Genomic DNA, 19,225 nt, shown 5'->3' on the forward strand with positions numbered 1-19,225 from the left:
CATCAGAGAGAGATATAAGAATGACTGTCTAGCCTGATCGCTTTCTCAATCTCTCCGTGCCGAATCGACTCAGTGGAGAATCTCTTCTGCGAACGACGCGTCTCCACGGAAATGCACGTTGGACATTTTCATTTTTCCAATTCGGATTTCACTCGATCAGTTCACAAGGAACTCAGACTCAGCGTTTTGCTCGATGGCGATCGCTTGCATCGTTTCTTCGATCACAGACGTTTCGGTGAATGCTGTCCGAGGATCGGTCGAACCTTTTTCCTCTGTGACTGTTTTTGCTGTCCAGGAGACGACTCCAAAGGGCATCTCAGCTGAGCGAGCAAATTCACCGGTGCTGGTCGAGCGATACACATTTGTTTCCATGGCGAATGTCCCAGTGTAAGTTGTGGTGGCAAAGTCACCCGCCAGAACTGAAGTTTGACCTTTTTCTCCTTCCTGCGGTGTCGTGTAGTGCCGCAGTAATGAAATAATGGGGTACAGCTGAAAGAGGTTCGCCTCCAGTTCCTTCGTTGGCTCATCCCCAATTTTGCGATATCCACGAACAATGGCGATATGTGAAGCAAAGACCGAACGTCCCGCTTGAACAGGTTCTTGAATCGTTCCTCTGACTTCAGATTCCGGAACCAGCAATTTATACATCCGGATTCCACCCGGACCGGCATCGAGGACACCTTCGGGAGACTTGCCCGTTTCGACTTTAATTTCGATCCAACGGCATGGCACCGTTTGTCCAGCATATTCAGCTTCTTCTTTTCCGACAGAGCGGATTTCTAAAATTCGATCCCACGTCAGAGTCAAATCGCCTTCGGTTGTATCAGGCCGACGAACAAGTTGTTTGTAAACACCTTTGTAGCGAACCAGAGTTCCATCTTCCGGGAGCGACCAGATCAAGCCCTGAGCGTGCGATTCCGCGACAGACCCCAAGAGTGTGAGGGCCAGAATTCCCATGGTCAATATGGAACGTTTCATTCTCATCGTCTCCCGTTGCAATGCAACAGTCTGTGTAGGCAATAAAGTGTACGCAATAAATCTGTGTAGACAACAAATTTGCAAGGACAGCAATCCACAGGCGCACTTCCTAACAACAAGAGCATACGCCTGTCTATCCGTTCGACTTAACTCACATCTTCTGTTTCGTCTAATAGTCTACGAAACATCAATCACCAGAATCCACTGATCAGATTCTGAATGTCGAGAGGATTGTAGGAAGAAAACCATCAAGCGTGCTTTGCAGGATATTCCGATCATGACGATCAACGCTCATACAGCCGGAAGATTCCCTGAAGTCCTTACAATGAAAATTCTTCTCAGTGTGAAATGCTTCAGCCTTAAGATGTGATGAAATACGGTCAGTTCGGAGATCTCCCTTCCCTCGATTTCAGTCAAGAGGCGAATCGATTAGCATGCCAGTCAGCGAATCTCTTCGATCGCGAAAATTTTCCACTACGATCAATGTCATAAGAACACTTTCATACTTCTTGCGTCCGTGAAGTGAACTTTTCATATGTTGAATCGTTCATTTCCACGAGACGGAACGTGAACACTTTTTCCAAACTGCTCTAGAAAGCGATAACTGGTCAGATGGCGAATCGACAGAACAGCGAAACCGAATTCCAACGAGCTCAACAAGTCATTCCAGGAGGAGTGAATAGTCCTGCCCGAGCATTTGGCGGTGTCGGAGGGACTCCCGTCTTCATTGATCGGGGCGAAAAGCAGTGCCTTTTCGATATCGATGGAAATCGCTACATCGATTATGTCGGATCGTGGGGACCACATATCCTTGGCCACAATCACCCTGCGATCGTCGATGCGCTCGCAGCAGCACTTCCATCGGGAACAAGTTTCGGAGCCCCCACGGTTCGAGAGTCTGAACTTGCAGAACTGATCGTTGATGCTGTCCCGTCCATCGAAAAAGTTCGCATGGTCAACTCAGGAACAGAAGCGACCATGAGCGCCATTCGGCTGGCACGCGGATACACCGGTCGCGATGGTGTCGTCAAGTTCGCCGGATGCTACCACGGTCATGTTGACAGCCTCCTCGTACAGGCTGGCAGCGGGGCGCTCACACTCGGAACACCATCAAGCCCGGGGATTCCTGAAGGGTGTACTCGTGACACACATGTTTTGGAGTACAACGACGTCGAGAGCTTGACCGAACTATTCAACGAAGCTGGCGAGAAAATTGCGTGTGTCATTCTCGAACCTGTCGTCGGTAATATGGGAGTCGTTGCCCCCACCACTGAATTCCTGGAAGCGCTACGCTCCCTGTGCACACAACATGGATCGGTGTTGATTTTTGACGAAGTGATGACAGGCTTTCGAGTCGCCTTCGGGGGAGCACAGGAACGTTTCGGGATCACTCCAGATCTGACGACTCTCGGGAAAATTGTCGGCGGAGGACTTCCGGTGGGTGCTTACGGCGGGAAGAGAGAGATCATGAATTCGGTCTCACCAGTTGGACCTGTCTATCAGGCCGGGACGCTCTCAGGAAATCCTCTCGCAATGGCTTCGGGGATTGCAACTTTGCGGACGCTGAAAGAATCAAATCCTTATCCGCATCTGGAAGAAAAAACAACAAAGCTGGTCTCAGGACTGGATGAGATTGCAACGAGTCTGGGAATTCCGCACAGCGTCGCGCAGGTCGGGAGCATGTTCACTTTCTTTTTTAACCCAGAACCTGTCACAAGCTTCGCGGTCTCTGCGAAAAACGACACCGAAAAATTCTCGAAGTATTTCCATGGCATGCTAGACCGAGGTGTTTATCTCCCGTGCAGCCAGTTCGAAGCCAATTTCGTCGGAGTCGAGCATACCGACGCGGATCTTGAACAGACTTTGAAAGCTGCCCGAGAGGTGCTGCAGGAGATTTCAACGAGCCCATAACATCTCATGAAAGTTTTTTCTCGAATGTCTCTAAGATTTCGATTTTGTCTGCGAATCAATGAGTGAGTCATTGCGCATTCAATTCGGATCATGCCACACGAGGTGACAGATGAGTATCAGCGACGAAATCGAAAGACTTGAACGACTACGAAATCAGGGAACGCTTTCAGAAGCGGAATTCCAAGAGGCGAAAGCCCGTGTGATCCAGTCTGGCAGCCAGCAAGCGGTTTCGCTCAACCCTGAAGATATTTTCGGAATGAAACCGAATACATGGTGCATGCTGATGCACTTGTCCCAGCTTTTGTATGGGGTCGTGGGGATCGGATTCATTGCTCCGATAGTCATGTGGTTGATGAGCAAAGACCAAAACGCTCAGGCCGATCGCCATGGCGCTGCAATTTTGAACTGGTTGCTGACATCGTTCCTTGCACTCGTTGTGACAGGAGTCTTGTCCCTGTTCATAATTGGGATTCCGTTCCTGATCATTTATGTCATTCTTGTCCACGTATTCCCCATCGTCGGAGCCATCAAAGCGGCCAACGGAGAGTACTGGGAATATCCCACTTCAATCCGTTTTGTGAAATTTGATGAGAATCAATTCGCAGAGCGTCAAGACTCGTACTGACAGGACTCACCCTGGCATGGTATGGCATCTTGAATGCATGGCTACCCGTGAAGAGCGGGTTTCGTCATTCCGAAGCGACCTGCTTTTCCTGGCTGAGAATTTGTATTTTTGAATCAAGACTGGTACTGGCAAGATGTGAACCGTCGTAGCTGAATGCAATCGCGGTGACAGGTCTCGCGTGGAGTTTACGCACCATCAGTTCCCGGCCTTCTTCAGATTGCCAGAATCGGACTGTCCCTCGAATCCCACCGTTGACCATGATCGTCCCTTCCGGGTTGAAGGCGATCGCTGTCGGCATGTCGAGGTCGTGAGTACGACTGTCGCGAGGCACTTTGACTGCCGTGACTTCTTTCCTTGCCTGAACAGAGTGGATTTCAATGGCTCCTCGATCCGTGGAATATGAAGAAGTTTCCGCCAACCACATCCCGTTATGGCTCATCGCTTTGGGGCGCCCCGTATAATTGTAGAGAACCTTTCCCGTCGCGAAATCTGTGACACGACCACCTTTGGTCACATTCCCGCTTCCGGTCGTTCCGGCTAAGGCGAGCACTTTTCCGTCTTCGCTGAACTGAGCATAAGTTCGGCCTCCAGAATAATCTTCAGTCGAGATCAGCTTCCCATCTTCCAGATTCCATTTCCGAAAGTTTGCGTCACTCGAAATCGAACCGAGTGTTTTGGCATCTAGAAACTTCAGTGCTGAGATGCTGCCAAAAATTCCTCTTCGGCTCCCAATGACCAGTTCGTGAAGCAGTTTCCCGTCTTCTAACGACCAGACATAAATTTTCTTTCCCCGTCCGCCAGCAGCAAGAAGCTGACTGTCGCTGCTGAATGCGAAGGTTTCGAGTTCCTCATCCGGCGTTTGCACGCTGAAATCATATTTCAACTTCGAGTTGTCGATGTCCCACAGAAACAGACGATTGGCATCCCCGCCGATAAACCGCTCTCCCTTGACTCCCATCAACAGCTTACCGTTCGGGCTCCAGCATAAGTGTGACAGGCGTTGCTCTTCGGGAACAATTAACTCCTTGCTCTGGGACCACAATTCAGGATCCCAGCCGAGGACTTCGCGGTCGACCTTCTCCATTGCCGCCTTCACGCCGTCATCACCGATGACTCCGAGTTTTGCAAGCGCCTGGCGAATCGCATGTTCACGCTTGTCGCGCTCACCTCGTGCTCCATCAATCCCTTTTGAAATTGCCCGTTGTTGAGCCTCATAGCTTCCGACCCGATATTTTCGTTCCGACAAGACTTCTCCCAAAGCATTCGATGTCGATTTGGTAACGACATAGTTCCTCGGAACACTAATTCCTCTTCGTTCCTGAACTTCAATTTCATCCAGCCGATTGAGCGTCCGCACGAGTATCGGGATTGCGGCGGGGTCACCAGTTTGAGCGAGTGCATGAGAACTCGCCGAGATGAGAGAAGGCGATTCGATACTCTCCTTAAGAAGAGGAATCGCTTTTTCTCCACAGTATCCTAAGCCCTCAGCGGCGCCCCGGCGGATCTCCCAGGACTTGGAAGAGTTTTTAAGTGTCAGCTCTAAAGCCCGGAAAACATCAGGGTTCTCAGGATCGATACTTCCGACTGCACGTGCAGAATTTTTCGCAAGTTTTTCACCGCCTTGCCGAATCAGGACGAGGAGTTCAGGAACAGCCGCTTTCGCCTCAGGACCTGCTCCGGCCAAGCCGGCGACCGCTTCCTCCTGAAGTGAGCGGTCTGATGAACCAACTAGCGGAACCAGCAATGGGACGATTTCTTCGGGAGTTTGCCACATTCGCAGAGCACCGATCGCGGCAGCTTTAACTTTCGTAGACTTCGAATCAAGCAAAGTTTTTTCAACCGGTTTGACTGCTGATTTCGCAGACTCTCCGATTCCAGCTAAAGCGCGGAGCGTGTAGACCTTCACAGATTCGGAATCATGATCGAGTAGTTTGACAAGTTGCGGAACCGCTTCCGAGGCACTGGCTCCCATTTTTTCGAATGAAGCAACTGCACCACGCTTTGCTTCTTGCGATTCGTTTTCAATCGTCTCGAGCAATAGAGGGATCGGAGTGGACCCGTCTCCGGTCCCTTTGGCAAGATTCGCAATAGTCTCCTGACGTTTCGCCTCTGCGGCCGACCTTTTGAGTGAAACCACGACTCCAGCGACAATCATCAGGCAAACGACAAGGATGCCAGAAGCCACCTTGAGCATCAACGCGCGAGCCGCCGCTTGCTCCTGTGCCCACTTTTCGCTGCTCGAGAGTTCTTTCGGTTTTGCTTTCTCTTTACGCTTTTTGTGCTCGCTGGATGAACCGGGAGTTCGAGATGCTTTCTCGACTTTGACTTGCACATCGTGCCCACATTTTTTGCATGCAAAAATTGCGGATTTCGGTTTCGTGGTCCTGCTGTATTTTCGCCCGCATTGGGGACAAACGCCTTTATAGACACGTTCCATAATCGTACCTTCCCGCTCAATTCATAAGAATTGGAAATCCAATTGCACTACCGGATATTTCAATTTGTTGAGGTCGCCCAATGTATTTTTCGTACAACCCGGGAACTCTTTTTGCTGCTGATTTAAACCAGGAATCGACATTTAATGGTTGCCCCGTTGCTTTACGCTGACCTTGTGAGTCCGTAGCTCCCACAGATTCGAGTAATGCGTACGTCAACAGGCTGTGTCCAAGCTCTTTCGACTCAGCTGCGAGTTCATCTGCGGATGTCGCTGCAATCACAAAGACACCTTGCCCGGACCGTTCGACTGCACCGCGGAAACCAAAAGGATTCCGCTGTTGACCGATCAATTGCGTCGCTCCTCCAGACTGACAGGTATCAAAAATCAGCACCCGCCTGAGAGTCGGAATTTGTGCTAACTGATCAGTAATCTGGTCAACAGCCAAACCTTGCTGACGGACCATGTCTGTACGTTGTCGCTCAGTCGTTCCTCGCAAAGCGACAGCTGTCGTTTCATTGGAGGTCGTTGATTCTGGAGTGGGCTCGCTCGCTGGCAACCGGAACTCTTGAGGCAAAATGAAAAAACGCTGACCGACAGTAAGGCCATGCGAGGCGACGTAAACGACCAGCGTATCTTGCGGACGACAGCGAACAGATAGTTGCCCCAAAGCATTGAGGATGTTCGCTCGAGTTGCTTCTTCATCAAGTAGCTCGGTGACATGAATTTTCTCATAAATCCCAGCTGTCCGGGTTTGAAAGAGCTCACTGATCGCTTTGGCATCGGAGACACAGAAATCGAGTGGTGAAACGCCCGAATCATCGCGGTATTTATTGACCCCAATACTGACCACATAGAGATCGGGCTTTCCAACTCGCCCCTGAAAGTCCAGTGATGTTTTAGCTGGTTCACTGACAATCAATCCGTTCGCAGATGTGCAATGTGCTTCGATCATGTTCCTCCCTGGAACCAAAGAGGCAGTAAATCGCCAGACTTCTAACTTCTCATCACCAGAGATCTTTTTACCATCGCTGATTCTGACTCCGTTTTGAGTAATCCACGGCATCGAAACGCCTCCACCGAGATCGGTGACAGCAATATCAACGGTGGCATTGGCTGGATCATCTTGTGAATTGCTGGCCAGAATTTGAATTTGCGGGGCCTTTGTTTTGGGTGCAATTCCATCCGAGATTGGCCGTTCGCCATTCCAGACAGCTCCTAACAATCCGGGGTAATAAAATTTGGAGAAGAAGCGCTCCAGCGGCAGCGCGGTCACCGAGCCTTCAAGCTGAAAATAGACCTGCTCTCGACCAGCTGGTGAGCCATCAAAATACCCTTGCGGAGTGACTGCAACCCAGCCATCTTCAAACACAAAGAGTCGAATCAATTCTTCACCTGAAAGAATGTCATAGATTTTGACACTGCCATCAGCTTGCCCGCAAATCAGTTTCGTCCCTTGCGAATTCATGCAGACACGTGTTGCGGTGTCAGGAACTTTCATCAGCAATTCTTTGCCGTTGAGATCCCAAACTCCTGCGGTGAAATCGGCATCCTCGGGGGCAGCGAGAAGAACCTTGTTTCCATCTTGGCTAAATCCGCCTCGGACGAACTGACTACGTTCACGCCCTTCGATGATTCGGAAAAGCTGCTCTTTGGTTTCAAGATCCCAAATTACAGCTCCGTGCGGTCGAGGGGTGTCGTTCGGATGCGACATCGATCGAGCCAGTAGCTTGCTGCCATCACTACTAAACTGCAAAAGGTCAACTCTGCGTAAAAATGCGTCACGCATATCGGTTCGCGTGCGATCATTCTTCCGACTTTTTTTATGCTCCAGCGGAATACGTTCGCCCGTCGAAAGATCGTAAAGGAGAACCGTGCTGCTACACCCGGCTGCCAAAAATTTTCCATCGGGAGAAAGAGCCATTCCAACAAATCCACCGACACCTTCGTCGGCTGCATCTTGTGCTGAAATGGAGCGGACGAGTTGCTGAGTTTCTGTGTCGACGACCGTGATCGAATCGCCATTCATTGAAATTGCCATTCGGTTTGCCAGTAATGCGTGACAATGACTGAATCGGTTCTTGTTGCTGATTTCTCCGAGATGATCGAACCACCATCCGCTTTGGTATTCCCCAGTCCAAGCGTCAATCGCAGCCCTCTCTTTGGCTGGCGTATAGCCGCTATTGTTGGCCGTTGAGCAGACAATCTGCATCCCGGACGGGGAGAAGGGGGAGATGTTTTGATGCCAATATGAGGAAATGCCTTGATGTGCCGCGACCACAGTCGAGGCGTTGATGTTCACGAGATGTCCTGACGAGAGCAGCATTCTAGTTCCATCCGGACTTAGATACAGACTGTCGTGCTGAGGGGCATTCGCTTGATAAATTGGAACACCACGATTCAAATCCCAAACAATCGACTTGGTCTTTCGATCTAGAGGATCGGCAAACGTCGCAGCGAGGCGATTGCCTGCGGGATCGATATCGATTGACTTTTGACTTAAAGGATGGGTGTATAAGATCGAGGGAGCATCATTACGCGTATTCGTATCCCAAAAGCGAATGATATTTGCTTCTCCTACAAGAATCTTCTCCCCGTCTTTACTAAACGCGACATGTAGAATGGATGGATCTTTTTTCATCGCGGCTGGAAAACGAGCGAGTTCCTGACCGGAACTGGCATCCCAGAGAACAGCCTCCGGGCCACAGGATGCTGCAACGAAACGACCGTCCGGCGAGATCGTAGTCTTACCAATCCAAAAACCTTTCAGGACACAAACAGACTTTCGGAGTTGCTTCCCTGTGCCAGGGTCCCAGACACTGAAGTGAAGCTGCTCATCGGTCGTCGTCGCTGTCATCAGCAATCCAGAGTTGGTAAATCTCGTTTTTGTAAACCTTTGATTCGCGCCAATTCCAGCTTTGAGTTGTCGATGTTTTCGTAGAGTTTTTCGATCGTAAACAACAGCCAAGGGCTGTCCGCCAGAACTGTAATGACTATTTTGTGACAAGCCGGTGACAATCCATTTTCCGTCCGGACTGGCGGAGATTGAGGTCACTTCTCCTTCTTGTTTTTCCGCTTCCGCCTCTGCTTTCACGAGGCGATGGAAAATCGGATCATAGCGATCTCCTCGCTCTCCCTTGGCACCTTGAACTGTGATCCCTTCGCACAAATCTGGATGATCTGAGTCAGCCAGAGCACCGAGAACTTGATAGCCCTTATCGTCGCTGTCAAAAATCACTTGGGATTCCGGAAGAAGTTCTTCTTCAAGCACTATTGCGTTGATTCGATCGCCAGCTGACTCCAATGGAACCAGAATGATCTTCTCACCGGTCACTGCACAGAGCTGAGAATTATCGGGGGAAAACGTCAGCAGAGATGTTTCACCGGGCAAGTCGATCCGTCGGACAAGTTTCCCCTCTTTGGGAGCCCAGATAAAAATTGCAGTGTGCTTGTCAGTGCTCACACTTGATCGATACGTGTTCCATTTCACGGAAGCTGCTAAATACTGTGAATCTCCACTGACTGCCATTGCGACTGGAGAACCGGTTAAGTGTTGGATTGAATAATCCCCTAACAAAAGATGCTTTTGCTCATATGTCGTGGCATCAATAATTCTCGTCGCGTCTTCCTCGGTCATGACTAACCAGGATCCATCAGGAGCAAAAAGGGCTGCTGTGAAGTCGTCACGATCTTTTGAAATGTTTTGAGGCTCTGTTTCGCCGTTCAATACAAAGAGCATGCATTCCTCATCGCGCCCTTGATAGTCGAGCCCCAGTAAGAGTTTGTCTGCCTGTGAACTTAAGAACCACGGCCCCCATCGATGCGTTTTCATCTCTCGCGTGATCGGAACATCGACCGCTGCCTCACCTGTTCCCAGGTCAATGAGAGAATAGGAATCACCCGCTCCATCTCTCGGATGCCAGCCAAACAGCTTCCCTCCAGCGATCCGTAGTGACTCATTCACCGGAAAACTATTTGACGATTGCTTGCCACGCAACATGTTGGCCATTTGTTTCATTAATGCCAACTCATTTTTGATTTGCACTTTTCGCTCGGACAATCCTGAAATCTCTTTACTCTCCAGTGCCTCCCCTGTTTCAAGGGACCAACGTGTTAATCGGTGAACAAGCTGACGCCCAATTGGGGCAGGGCCCCGGCCACGAGATTTTTGAGGTTGTTGGTCAGGCGGAAGGGGACCAAGATATCGCTCTTCCTTGGTGACAACGCTCTCTCCATCCGCTGTGAAAGTGGCAATTTGGAATGACGCATGTGAGTCCTCGGGCGGAATATAGGTCCACACCTGGTGACCACTGGCTACATCCCAGAGGATGACTTCCTGGCGACTTTTTGTCAGCAGGGCTGTCCCGTCGCTGGAGTATTCCACGTGCTCGATCTTGGAGGAGTGCTTTCTGGCTGCAGCGATTGACTGCGGTCTCTGAGAGTCTGGAGGCGAGACGGACAATCGAGTCACACAGCCAGCTTGCACATACACATCGCGCGTCGCGGTTGATCCATCAGCAAATTTCACCTTAATCGTTCGCTTGTAGATCGATTGAGGGGAGAGATTCGGAATCGTCATTGAAGCTGAATCGTGAGTCACCAGCGAACCAATTTGAATCGTCGTATCGGGGGGGCAAGTGACTTCAACGACAGCTTCAGTCGTGGCAAGCTGTTTGCCAAAGCGATCGAAGTCCGGAGCGTTCACGGCTGCGAGGATCTCCTGCCAATCGACCGGGACCGGATTCACGAGGTTGACATCTTCAAGGCTCTGATACTCTGGTTCAGGAGTCGAGTCAGCGGTTTCGATGACAGGCTGGGCTGTGTTCGAACCAACAATAGAATCCTGAGTCTCAGTCGATTCACCTGTTGCAGCGACGCGGTCATCAGAGTTTTGGGAAGTCTGATCTGTCTCGTCTTGTTGTTGCTCAGCTTCCGCCAGTTTCTGTTTTCCCGACTCAAGGTGCCAGATCGTGTAGGCGACACCGACAAACATCAACACGCAAACGACAACCAGAAAACGAAAAAGCAGACTCCCGCGTGACCCTTCCTGCTCCTGTTTTCCTTCAGAGGAAGTCTCTTTCCCGACCAGGATTGAGTGCTTGCATTCTTTACAGCGAATGCGTTTGCCATTCATGTTTTCCGTGACACGGTATTGCCGACCGCAATTGTCACATTGGAATTCAATTTTCATGACAGTTCCTTCAACCAAGACAGGGTGTTCTTTTCAATTCAGCGGTTTACGGCTTTTTGTAACGTACGCTGATGATGTCTCGAGTTCTGCCGAGAGTCAGATTGACCTCACGGAAGGGCGTTGCAACTTTCTTTCCCCGACCTACAGCGTCGTCGAAGGCGCTGCGGAATTTTGACCGTTCGTCTGCTGGTGGGTCTCCCTTGGAATCCCACGCTGCGGAGAATGCGGCAGTGATTGTGCCGATCAAATCAGGACTGACCAGCTGCTCAGCGGCGGCGCTCTCAGCATATCTTGTGATGAGAAATTCATCAGAGGTGTTGTTGGTGCGGTGCCAGCCTTTGACGATCAATGAAGCGTTCTTCCTTACGATGAAGTGCCTGTATTTAGGGCCATTTGTAAAAGCAAAAGCACTGAGCCCATCTAACGTGAGTTCAACAGCCGCGTCATGATTCGAGTTATTGATCAACCGAACCGCGAAGACTTCGCCACGTTTGATGTCAACAAAAGGCAGACTGTCTGAAATGGAAATGCCTTGAGGACGAAACTCTCCACTCGGTTGCTTCGTGAGAATTTCCATTGCGTAGGGGCTTGACGAGACCGTCTTGATCACGCTCCCATGAACATCCACTTTCGGATCTTCGATAATCGCGTGTATCGTCTGGCTGGCTTTGGCATGGCTGACTCCTTGTCCGAGATCGGGTTTGTTCAACCCCAAGACCTGGGCGAGGACATTGGGGTCTTCAATGCGGGAGTTCAGTTCGAGGAGGGTCTCTCCAAAACGGTCCAGAATTTGAGATTTAATACGAAGTTCCAACAATCCGGTGGAACGTTCGGTGATGCTTCGATAGTCCCCTTTGATTTCCAGTTTGGCTTTGCGGTTCACATCAACGCCATGCTGCTTGAGTTCGTCAGCCAGCATGCGACTGATCCCCGGTCCACTACTTGCAACGGCAAAGGAAGGACCGGTAAACGCCCCGATCGCAATTTGCTCTTCACCGCGCCCCTTCAAAAGCTTGGCGACTTTCTTGCTCAAGTCGGAGATGGCAGGACGGAGAGCTTCGTTTGCGTTCGCATTTGACTGGAACGCTGTCAAGAAGACCGCGACGAGGCAGAATCCGAACAGACTTTTTAAGGTCAGTGGGTGTCTGATTTTTTTCATGGTGATTCTCAAAAGACAGTCAGAGGAACCGAGCCTCTGAGTTGGCGCGACATTTCTTGAAACCGTGTCGGAATATTGATTTCTGACCAGATACTGCGGGGAATGCGTCCTCCGTTGAGGACCGGCTTCACTCCCAATCTCTCGAGGTCGGCATCGAATTGCATACGAGGTCGAATCACATTTTCGAATTCTGCAACATTCGCGTAACCGAGTTCAATGGCGAGATCTTCCAAGGTGAGATCGCGCAGGTAGCGTCGGGTCACAAAGTTCACGAGTTCCGGCCAGGAATCTTCAGGCGACTTTTTCAACAAGGGCAAGACTGCTTGGTGCAGTGCAGTCATGAACCGTTCTCGGTCATTGTCCAGAGCCTTTTGCATTTCGTCTTTGGGAACGAACAACTGCTTCGTCTTTTCGAGTGCCTCTCCCTTGAGCGCGGTCCCTGTGCGAATCTGATCTTCAAAATCAATCATGCCTTCCCGATGACAAAACATGCAGGAAATACCATTAACGACAACATTGGAACCGGATGACTTTGCCGGATCGCTGACAACCTGAATTGGTCCTTCGGGAATTTGTCGACCTTTCGCATCGGTCAGTAGATAGGCTTGAAGACCATTCGGCAAATTGAAAATCATCTCCCCTCCATCCTGTTCAAAGGCATGCTTCTCATAGGGATTTCCATGAAATTGAGGCCCCAGGGGAAAACGCATTAATTCGCCGGTTTCATCGTTTCGAACAAAGTCGTAGCTTTTCCAATACGCTCCATAAAGAGCATCATGACGGTCGACAAGACGGTTCTGGTCCGAGACTCCACTTGTCAGAAACGCTGCACGTTTAATGCGGCCATTCAGAAAATCTTCAATCACATTGACGTTCAGTTTTTGTTCCAGCTCAGCGACGTCATGCGGCAGGCCGAGGATGTGCTCATAAAGTGGAGGCTGCGAGGCCGTCACGATGAACCAGTCGAGCCGGACTGTTGAGATTTGTGTTCCGGATTCTTCCGCGATTTGGTGAGCATTTGCTGAAGAGGGATCATCGGTCGCTGGACGGATTCCATACGGGTAGTATTTGAGAATCTCTTCCCATTGATCGAGTGTCCAACCGACATCCCTGATGTCAATCGCCATGACCGCCCCTGCCTCGTCGACGATGTGCGGGATTACAATTTCCTTATTCCAACTTAGACTGTTGATCACTTTGGAAAGCGCAGCTCGGCTTCGATCGAGCCCCTCAGAGTCCATGTCTGAGGAGTTGTGCAGATTCAGAAGGGTGAAAAAGCGTTGGTATCGACGATCAACGCTGGGCTGTTGAAGCAGATACGCTTTGATTGATTCGAGAGCCTCATTTTGAGTGATGTGAGGTCGGTTTTGGAGAGCAGGGAATGGGGCTCCCTGTGTAATCCATTTTGCGATCAATTGGCGTTCTTGAGGAGTCGGTTGCGGAGAATCAGAAGGTGGCATGTCTTCGTTCAGACCAACCCGCTCCCACAGCAACGAGTGTTCTGGATCACCGACACGAATATACGGTTCGGAATCTTCATCTGCTTGTGCAATCAAAGCACGTCGATCCTTGACATCTAATCCCGGAACAGCGAAATCGAGTCCGTGGCAGTCGTAGCAGTACTTCGTGAGCACCGCGATGGCAGCGTCAGCGAGGCCATCATCCGTGCGAGCAGGGAGCGATGTTTTCTTCTCCCCCGAGACCGAGTCAGCTTTGCTGCTGGTTGCGGGACTGGCGTCCATGGTGTCGACGTTGGAACTCCCTCCCTGATTGATGGCAAGGTTACTCTCCGGCAGTCGAGGTTCATTTTTCGCTACTGGCTTTTTCTCGCTGGCATTTGCAGTGCTATTCTGAACGACGGTATCGTCTTGCGCACGATTCCCGTTGAAAAAGAATGCCATCAAGAGCAGAACCAGTGCCAGGCTCCCACCTGCGATTCCCATCATTTTGGATTGTCTGGAACTGAACTTAAAAGAGGGCAGGGACTGGTCAGCTTGAACGGCAGCCAAGTCAGTCGCCATTGCTCCAGCAGTGGCGTAACGTTTTTTGGTTTTCTTGGCGAGGGCCTTCAAGCAAATCGCGTCCAGTTTTTTATCGAGACCAGGCCGTAACTCAGAGGGCGGCGTCGGGTTTGTCGCGATGATACTCAGAAGCAAGGCTGGAAGACTGTCCCCCTCGAATGGTCGTTTTCCAGTGAGCATCTCGTAGAAAATGACGCCAAGACTGAAGATATCTGTCTGCGGCCCAATCTCGGCATGCGATCCTTTTGCCTGCTCCGGAGACATGTAGGCGGGCGTCCCCATGAGTTGACCTGTTGCTGTCAAATTCTCATCAGAGTCCATTCGTCGCGAAAGTCCAAAATCAAGAATGCGCGGGTTACCTGCCAGGTCGAGCATGACGTTGCTGGGCTTGAGGTCACGGTGCATGACTCCCTGTTCATGTGCTGACTGCACAGCGCTGGCCAGTTCGTAGCAGATTTTGACGACCATTTCCGGGACGAGCGGCTCGCCACGCTCCAATAAATCTGCGAGTGATTCCCCCTGCACAAATTGCATTGTGAAGAAGGGGACGCCGCCGAACTCACCCACATCATAGATGGCACAAATTCCGGAATGCTGTACCGCTGCTGCCGATCTCGCCTCACGCTGAAAACGGGCAATGAATGTGGAGTCGTTTTGTTTAAGGAATGGAACCTTCAATGCCACTTCACGCTCCAGAGCTGGATCCCAGGCGCGGTAGACGGCCCCCATTCCCCCTTTTCCGAGACGTTTAGAAATCTTATAACGTCCGAATTCCTCGGGCAGATCTTCAGGATTCAGCACGGCTGGCTTTGTCACAGGCATTCTCCCTTATTGCTTTTCGTCCAGGAAACCGGAATTGACAGCTGCTTCTGGATTGAGTTTCTTAAGTGCATCGAACGCAGCCTTCTGCAATTTTTTGTCTTCTGATTCAGAAATAATTTTGGTCAGTGCAGCCACGGTTTGTGGGTCATCCGCTCCGATCTTCACGAGGGCTTCCGGAACGAGCAACGGTGATGCCGCAAAGTTGAATCGCTGCGGTGTGAGCAGTTCGATGAGTTCTGGAACAACAACTTTTGCTTTGGGGCCTGCACCAGCAGCTGCAAGAGTGACGAAGTCGCGAACTTCAGGGATGGCATCAGTCTCGCGGTTGATGACTTTGAGTAAGTAGTTCAAGTCGTGATGTCCCAAATCCATCACAATGGCACGGAGAATATCCCGAGGCGTTTTCCGCAACAGATGGTCCCATTCCGCACTCAACTGTTCGACGACAGGCTGAACAATTTTTACTGGCTGAAGCTGTCGCAATGTTTCGTCGAGAGCTTCACAAACTCGACTATCCCTGGAATACGTCGCAGCGGTGATCAATTCCGGGAGCGCTAAATCTGCCTGCCCCTTCTTATTGAGAATCATAATTGCGTTGTGTTGCATCTTCTCGTCAGCAGATTGTCGGATCGCATCAGGAACACCTTCCTTCTCCGGATCGACCAGTGCGATGAGTACTTTGGTGTCGAGCTGAAGATTTTGATCAACGGTCATCTCTTCATTAAAATTTCTCACGAATTCGATTGTCTGATCAAAACTTGAGCCTGCAGGCTCAGATTGAGTTTTGGGGGCTACTTGTTCCGCCGGTGAGTTTTTGCTTCCTTCAGTTTGAGGATTCTCACCTGCTTGAAGTGCTGTACCGGCCTCATTCTCCACAGGCTTCCCGGAGTCGGCCGGTTGTGAATTCCCACAGCCTTGTCCGAGAGCAACAATCAGAATCAGCATGAGACTCCGTTTATTTTTTCTACACAACATGCAACCGCTCCTCACAGGCTCTCGACGACTTGATCAATACGCTTTACCAACCGAGTCCCGGCTTCGTATTCATCCTTCGACTTCTCAACACGCGGGTTCGCCAGCGACGTTTCCAATTGCGAACGAACCTGAGTTAATAATGATTTGTACTTAACACACCGTTCTTTGCTGGCTGCGATTTCTTCGAGAGTCCACACTCTTAAGCCGGTGTCACCATATTCAAAGAGAGCCGCCAGTTGCTCATCCGTGGGAGAGCTTTCAGGTAGCATCCCGCTCAAAGCGTCAAGTGCCACCTGTCGAGACTCTGCGGATTTTGGAGTTTCTAAGCTCTGAATCAGAACGGGGATGGCTTCATGGACTTTCTGGTCGATGAAATGTTGCGTGGCGATGATCTGAGCTTCTGCGGGAACCTGTGTGAATTTCTCCAACATTGCGGTCGTTGCAGGTTTGCCAATTCTGTTCATGACAGCAGTGACCTGTTCACTCCACTTTTCATGCGACTCGGTCGACCAAACTTCGATGAGTTCTGGGAGTGCGATCTTTGAACTGCTTCCAATTTTTTCCAATGCGATCAAAACCAGTAATCGCTGTTGAGTCGACTCAACAGTAAGCAGCTTTGCAAGATCTGGAACAGCTGGAGCTGCCGATTCTCCAAACAAGGCCATTGCCTGGAGTAGCTGAGGTGAAGGAGATTGATTCCCTTTGAGTTGTGTAAAGAGTAGTTCAAATCCCGGTTCACCCATTGCCCCCATAGCAATCGTCGCCGATTTTACGACTTCAGGGTCCTCGTCGTTCAAGTATTTTCCAACTTGTTGAGCAGTGTCTGGTCCCTCTGGTTTCACATGAGCCAGAAGCTGGACCGCTGCACGGCGGACTTGTGGATGATCGCTATTAAGCCCATCGATCACATCTTGAAAATAGGGAGGTTCGGCTGATTGACCGAACTTCGCGATGATCGCCTGTCCGTACTTTTCTAAACGAGGATCTTTGAGAGCTTCGTAAACGTCTGGCACAGCTGCGGGATCGGCACCAAGAAACGCTTCTGGGTTTGGCATACGAGCTTTCAGAAAAGTAGCTCGCATCATATTTTCAGTTGTCCGCATCTCTTTGAGCAATGCCAACCATTCAGCAGTTGTACGAGATTGCCCGAGGTCAGAGTCTGACGTAAATTTGATTTGCTCGCGTGATATTTTTCGTACAGGAAGATCATCCTTGCTGCCAGAAGGGTTGCTCTGCCAGACAAAAATCCCAATTCCAATCACGAACACGGCTGCGAAAAGTCCGCCAGCGATGAGACCAATACTCATCCCGGCTGATGAAGACTTCTTCTGCTGCTTGCTCTTCTTTCTTCGACCTTTACGTTTTCCCATAGCTTTGGCCTGCTATCTTTTTCAATGACAGAATCACATCTCTTTTTTTTCGGTGCCATGAGCAACGAATCATCAAGATGACGCAATTCCATCGATTGAATGTGAACTCTTCCAGTTTAATTCTAACAGACGTTCGCACATTCATGCTTTACGCTGTCACAACTTATGCTCTGTTTTTTTTATTAAATTCTGAGCAGCTTCTTGGCATTCTTGCTCTGACGCGAAATCTTCCTGACGAACTCCATGTCGCAACAAAGATTGCAACGGCCCGAGTTCTTCCTCTAAGCCCAGCACGACCTGCTGGCAGACCGGGCAATTTTCTAAATGCCTTGTCATCTCAGGACTCGACTTATTGTCCTCCGCCTGAAGAAACAATTTCCAACCCTCTTGATTTGGACAATTCTGAGTCATGCCTGTCATTGGAAACACCTCACAGTCTTCCTGAAATCGATGTGATTTCTTTGTCAATTCTTTGTCAGAGTCAGAGACGCTGACGACTCGTTCAAGTTCTGTCCGAGCAAGTTCAGTTTCGCCAAAATGCCTCGTTCTTTCTGAGTCTCCTCTTTGACAAATCATGTGAGGTCATAAGGAAAAATGTGTTGAAGACATCAGGCGAGGAAGACATTGAGTGAATATGCCACATCAGTCACAAACCCGCTCTAATAATACATCGCAAGGGCGTTACGCGAAAATCTTCGATTCGGAGAAATCTGTTGATTTCAAGCAATTCAACAGGGCGTTTTCCGCAGTGAGATCACTAAGAAATCCTCTGGATTCGAGAGTAATTTCTTGCCTTCGGTGACTGTAAAAAATACGGTTCTCAGAAAAAACGCTAAATTCCACGTAGCAGAGCAAGTACAGCACTTCCACAAATGTTGTAGAATTATTGAGTTGCCCAGGAAGCGAAACCGAAGATAAGGCCCCCTATGGATTCAGAGAGTGTGCATGTCGATCCCGACTCGATTTCGACGTCGCTACTGAATGGGATTCGTGCAAACGCCCCTCATGCCTGGGAACGAATGGTGCGAATTTATGGACCTCTGGTCTATCAGTGGTGTCGACAAGCGGGATTTCAACCGGCTGATGCCCGAGATACGGTCCAGGAAGTGATGATCTCAGTCTTGAACGGGATCGAGAATTTTAAGCGAGAGAAACCGGAAGAGAGTTTTCGAGGTTGGCTATGGGTCCTCACACGTCGGCGTCAAATTGATCAGTACCGAAAACGCATGGTCGGAAAAGGTGGCGACACCGCACAGTTTGTCGACCAGTTTCCACAAGCTCCACCTGCCGAAGTGACTGAAAGTTCGAAAGAACAATCACGCTTACTTTTCCGTATTCTTGACATGGTTAAAGGTGACTTTCGACCTCACACCTGGCAGGCGTTTTGGAGTACTGTTGTAGATGGTCGCAGTGCTGTCGACGTCGCTGACGATCTTGAAATGACTGCTGTCGCGGTACGACAAGCACGTTTTCGGGTACTGACTCGGGTCAGAAATGAGCTGGAGATGTTAGGAAATGAATAAAGCATTAGAAAAAAATTCGATCATTTTCGTGCCTCGAACAGAAACAGAGACTGTCCATGCGGATTTCGATTTTGCCTGAACAAGTACCCTTATTCAAACTGCTGTCGAGTGAACCAAGCACTGCAACAAACACTGCAACAAGCAAGTCTCAATAGCAGCCTCACCGAGACTCTGAAATGAATTCGACTCAAAGATTGAGTTGTGCAAAGGAACGTA

At 50.0% G+C, this 19,225-nt stretch carries 10 protein-coding genes; 3 read left to right on the forward strand and 7 right to left on the reverse strand.

The features are described from left to right. Positions 1 to 156 precede the first annotated feature (156 nt). Entirely contained in the window at positions 157 to 978 is an 822-nt protein-coding gene (locus ACN0YR_RS01615; protein ID WP_417847456.1) for a hypothetical protein, read from the reverse strand. A 612-nt stretch (positions 979 to 1,590) separates the two neighbouring features. On the opposite strand from ACN0YR_RS01615, the gene hemL reads away from it, so the two are divergent. Both hemL and ACN0YR_RS01625 read left to right on the forward strand, forming a co-directional pair. Further along, positions 1,591 to 2,889 (forward strand): glutamate-1-semialdehyde 2,1-aminomutase, encoded by a 1,299-nt coding sequence (gene hemL, locus ACN0YR_RS01620; RefSeq protein WP_417847457.1) that lies wholly within the window; start codon positions 1,591 to 1,593, stop codon positions 2,887 to 2,889. A gap of 109 nt (positions 2,890 to 2,998) precedes the next feature. Continuing rightward, on the forward strand, positions 2,999 to 3,514 hold the full coding sequence (locus ACN0YR_RS01625; protein ID WP_417847458.1) for a DUF4870 domain-containing protein: 516 nt from the start codon (positions 2,999 to 3,001) through the stop codon (positions 3,512 to 3,514). Positions 3,515 to 3,578: 64 nt separating this feature from the next. On the opposite strand, the gene ACN0YR_RS01630 is transcribed toward ACN0YR_RS01625, so the two are convergent. The 6 genes from ACN0YR_RS01630 to ACN0YR_RS01655 are packed head-to-tail and all read right to left on the reverse strand — an operon-like array spanning position 3,579 to position 17,486. After that, positions 3,579 to 5,951, reverse strand: coding sequence for a HEAT repeat domain-containing protein (locus ACN0YR_RS01630; RefSeq protein WP_417847459.1), 2,373 nt, complete (start codon positions 5,949 to 5,951; stop codon positions 3,579 to 3,581). Positions 5,952 to 5,967: 16 nt separating this feature from the next. Then, the gene (locus ACN0YR_RS01635) at positions 5,968 to 11,139 is read right to left on the reverse strand and encodes an MJ0042-type zinc finger domain-containing protein (RefSeq protein ID WP_417847460.1); all 5,172 of its coding nucleotides are present in this window, start codon (positions 11,137 to 11,139) and stop codon (positions 5,968 to 5,970) included. Positions 11,140 to 11,185: 46 nt separating this feature from the next. Further along, positions 11,186 to 12,298 carry a hypothetical protein gene (locus tag ACN0YR_RS01640; RefSeq protein WP_417847461.1) on the reverse strand — a complete coding sequence of 371 codons (1,113 nt, stop codon included), beginning with the start codon at positions 12,296 to 12,298 and terminating at the stop codon, positions 11,186 to 11,188. Positions 12,299 to 12,306: 8 nt separating this feature from the next. Next, positions 12,307 to 15,135, reverse strand: a complete 2,829-nt coding sequence (locus ACN0YR_RS01645; RefSeq protein ID WP_417847462.1) for a protein kinase domain-containing protein — start codon at positions 15,133 to 15,135, stop codon at positions 12,307 to 12,309. A 12-nt stretch (positions 15,136 to 15,147) separates the two neighbouring features. Further along, a complete protein-coding gene (locus ACN0YR_RS01650) occupies positions 15,148 to 16,116 on the reverse strand; it encodes a hypothetical protein (protein WP_417847463.1) in 969 nt (322 codons plus the stop codon). 11 nt (positions 16,117 to 16,127) lie between these two features. Then, positions 16,128 to 17,486: a HEAT repeat domain-containing protein gene (locus ACN0YR_RS01655; protein ID WP_417847464.1), complete on the reverse strand. Its 1,359-nt coding sequence runs from the start codon at positions 17,484 to 17,486 to the stop codon at positions 16,128 to 16,130. Positions 17,487 to 18,412: 926 nt separating this feature from the next. On the opposite strand from ACN0YR_RS01655, the gene ACN0YR_RS01660 reads away from it, so the two are divergent. After that, entirely contained in the window at positions 18,413 to 19,009 is a 597-nt protein-coding gene (locus tag ACN0YR_RS01660; protein ID WP_417847465.1) for a sigma-70 family RNA polymerase sigma factor, read from the forward strand. The last annotated feature ends 216 nt before the right edge of the window (positions 19,010 to 19,225 follow it).

Source organism: Thalassoglobus sp., from assembly GCF_048270125.1.
Classification (GTDB): Bacteria; Planctomycetota; Planctomycetia; order Planctomycetales; family Planctomycetaceae; genus Thalassoglobus.

Bases quoted from the DNA above. Each gene is read 5' to 3' on its own strand.
- ACN0YR_RS01615 (WP_417847456.1), bottom strand. From the start codon at position 978: ATGAAACGTTCCATATTGACCATGGGAATTCTGGCCCTCACACTCTTG.
- hemL (WP_417847457.1), top strand. From the start codon at position 1,591: ATGGCGAATCGACAGAACAGCGAAACCGAATTCCAACGAGCTCAACAA.
- ACN0YR_RS01625 (WP_417847458.1), top strand. From the start codon at position 2,999: ATGAGTATCAGCGACGAAATCGAAAGACTTGAACGACTACGAAATCAG.
- ACN0YR_RS01630 (WP_417847459.1), bottom strand. From the start codon at position 5,951: ATGGAACGTGTCTATAAAGGCGTTTGTCCCCAATGCGGGCGAAAATAC.
- ACN0YR_RS01635 (WP_417847460.1), bottom strand. From the start codon at position 11,139: ATGAAAATTGAATTCCAATGTGACAATTGCGGTCGGCAATACCGTGTC.
- ACN0YR_RS01640 (WP_417847461.1), bottom strand. From the start codon at position 12,298: ATGAAAAAAATCAGACACCCACTGACCTTAAAAAGTCTGTTCGGATTC.
- ACN0YR_RS01650 (WP_417847463.1), bottom strand. From the start codon at position 16,116: ATGTTGTGTAGAAAAAATAAACGGAGTCTCATGCTGATTCTGATTGTT.
- ACN0YR_RS01655 (WP_417847464.1), bottom strand. From the start codon at position 17,486: ATGGGAAAACGTAAAGGTCGAAGAAAGAAGAGCAAGCAGCAGAAGAAG.
- ACN0YR_RS01660 (WP_417847465.1), top strand. From the start codon at position 18,413: ATGGATTCAGAGAGTGTGCATGTCGATCCCGACTCGATTTCGACGTCG.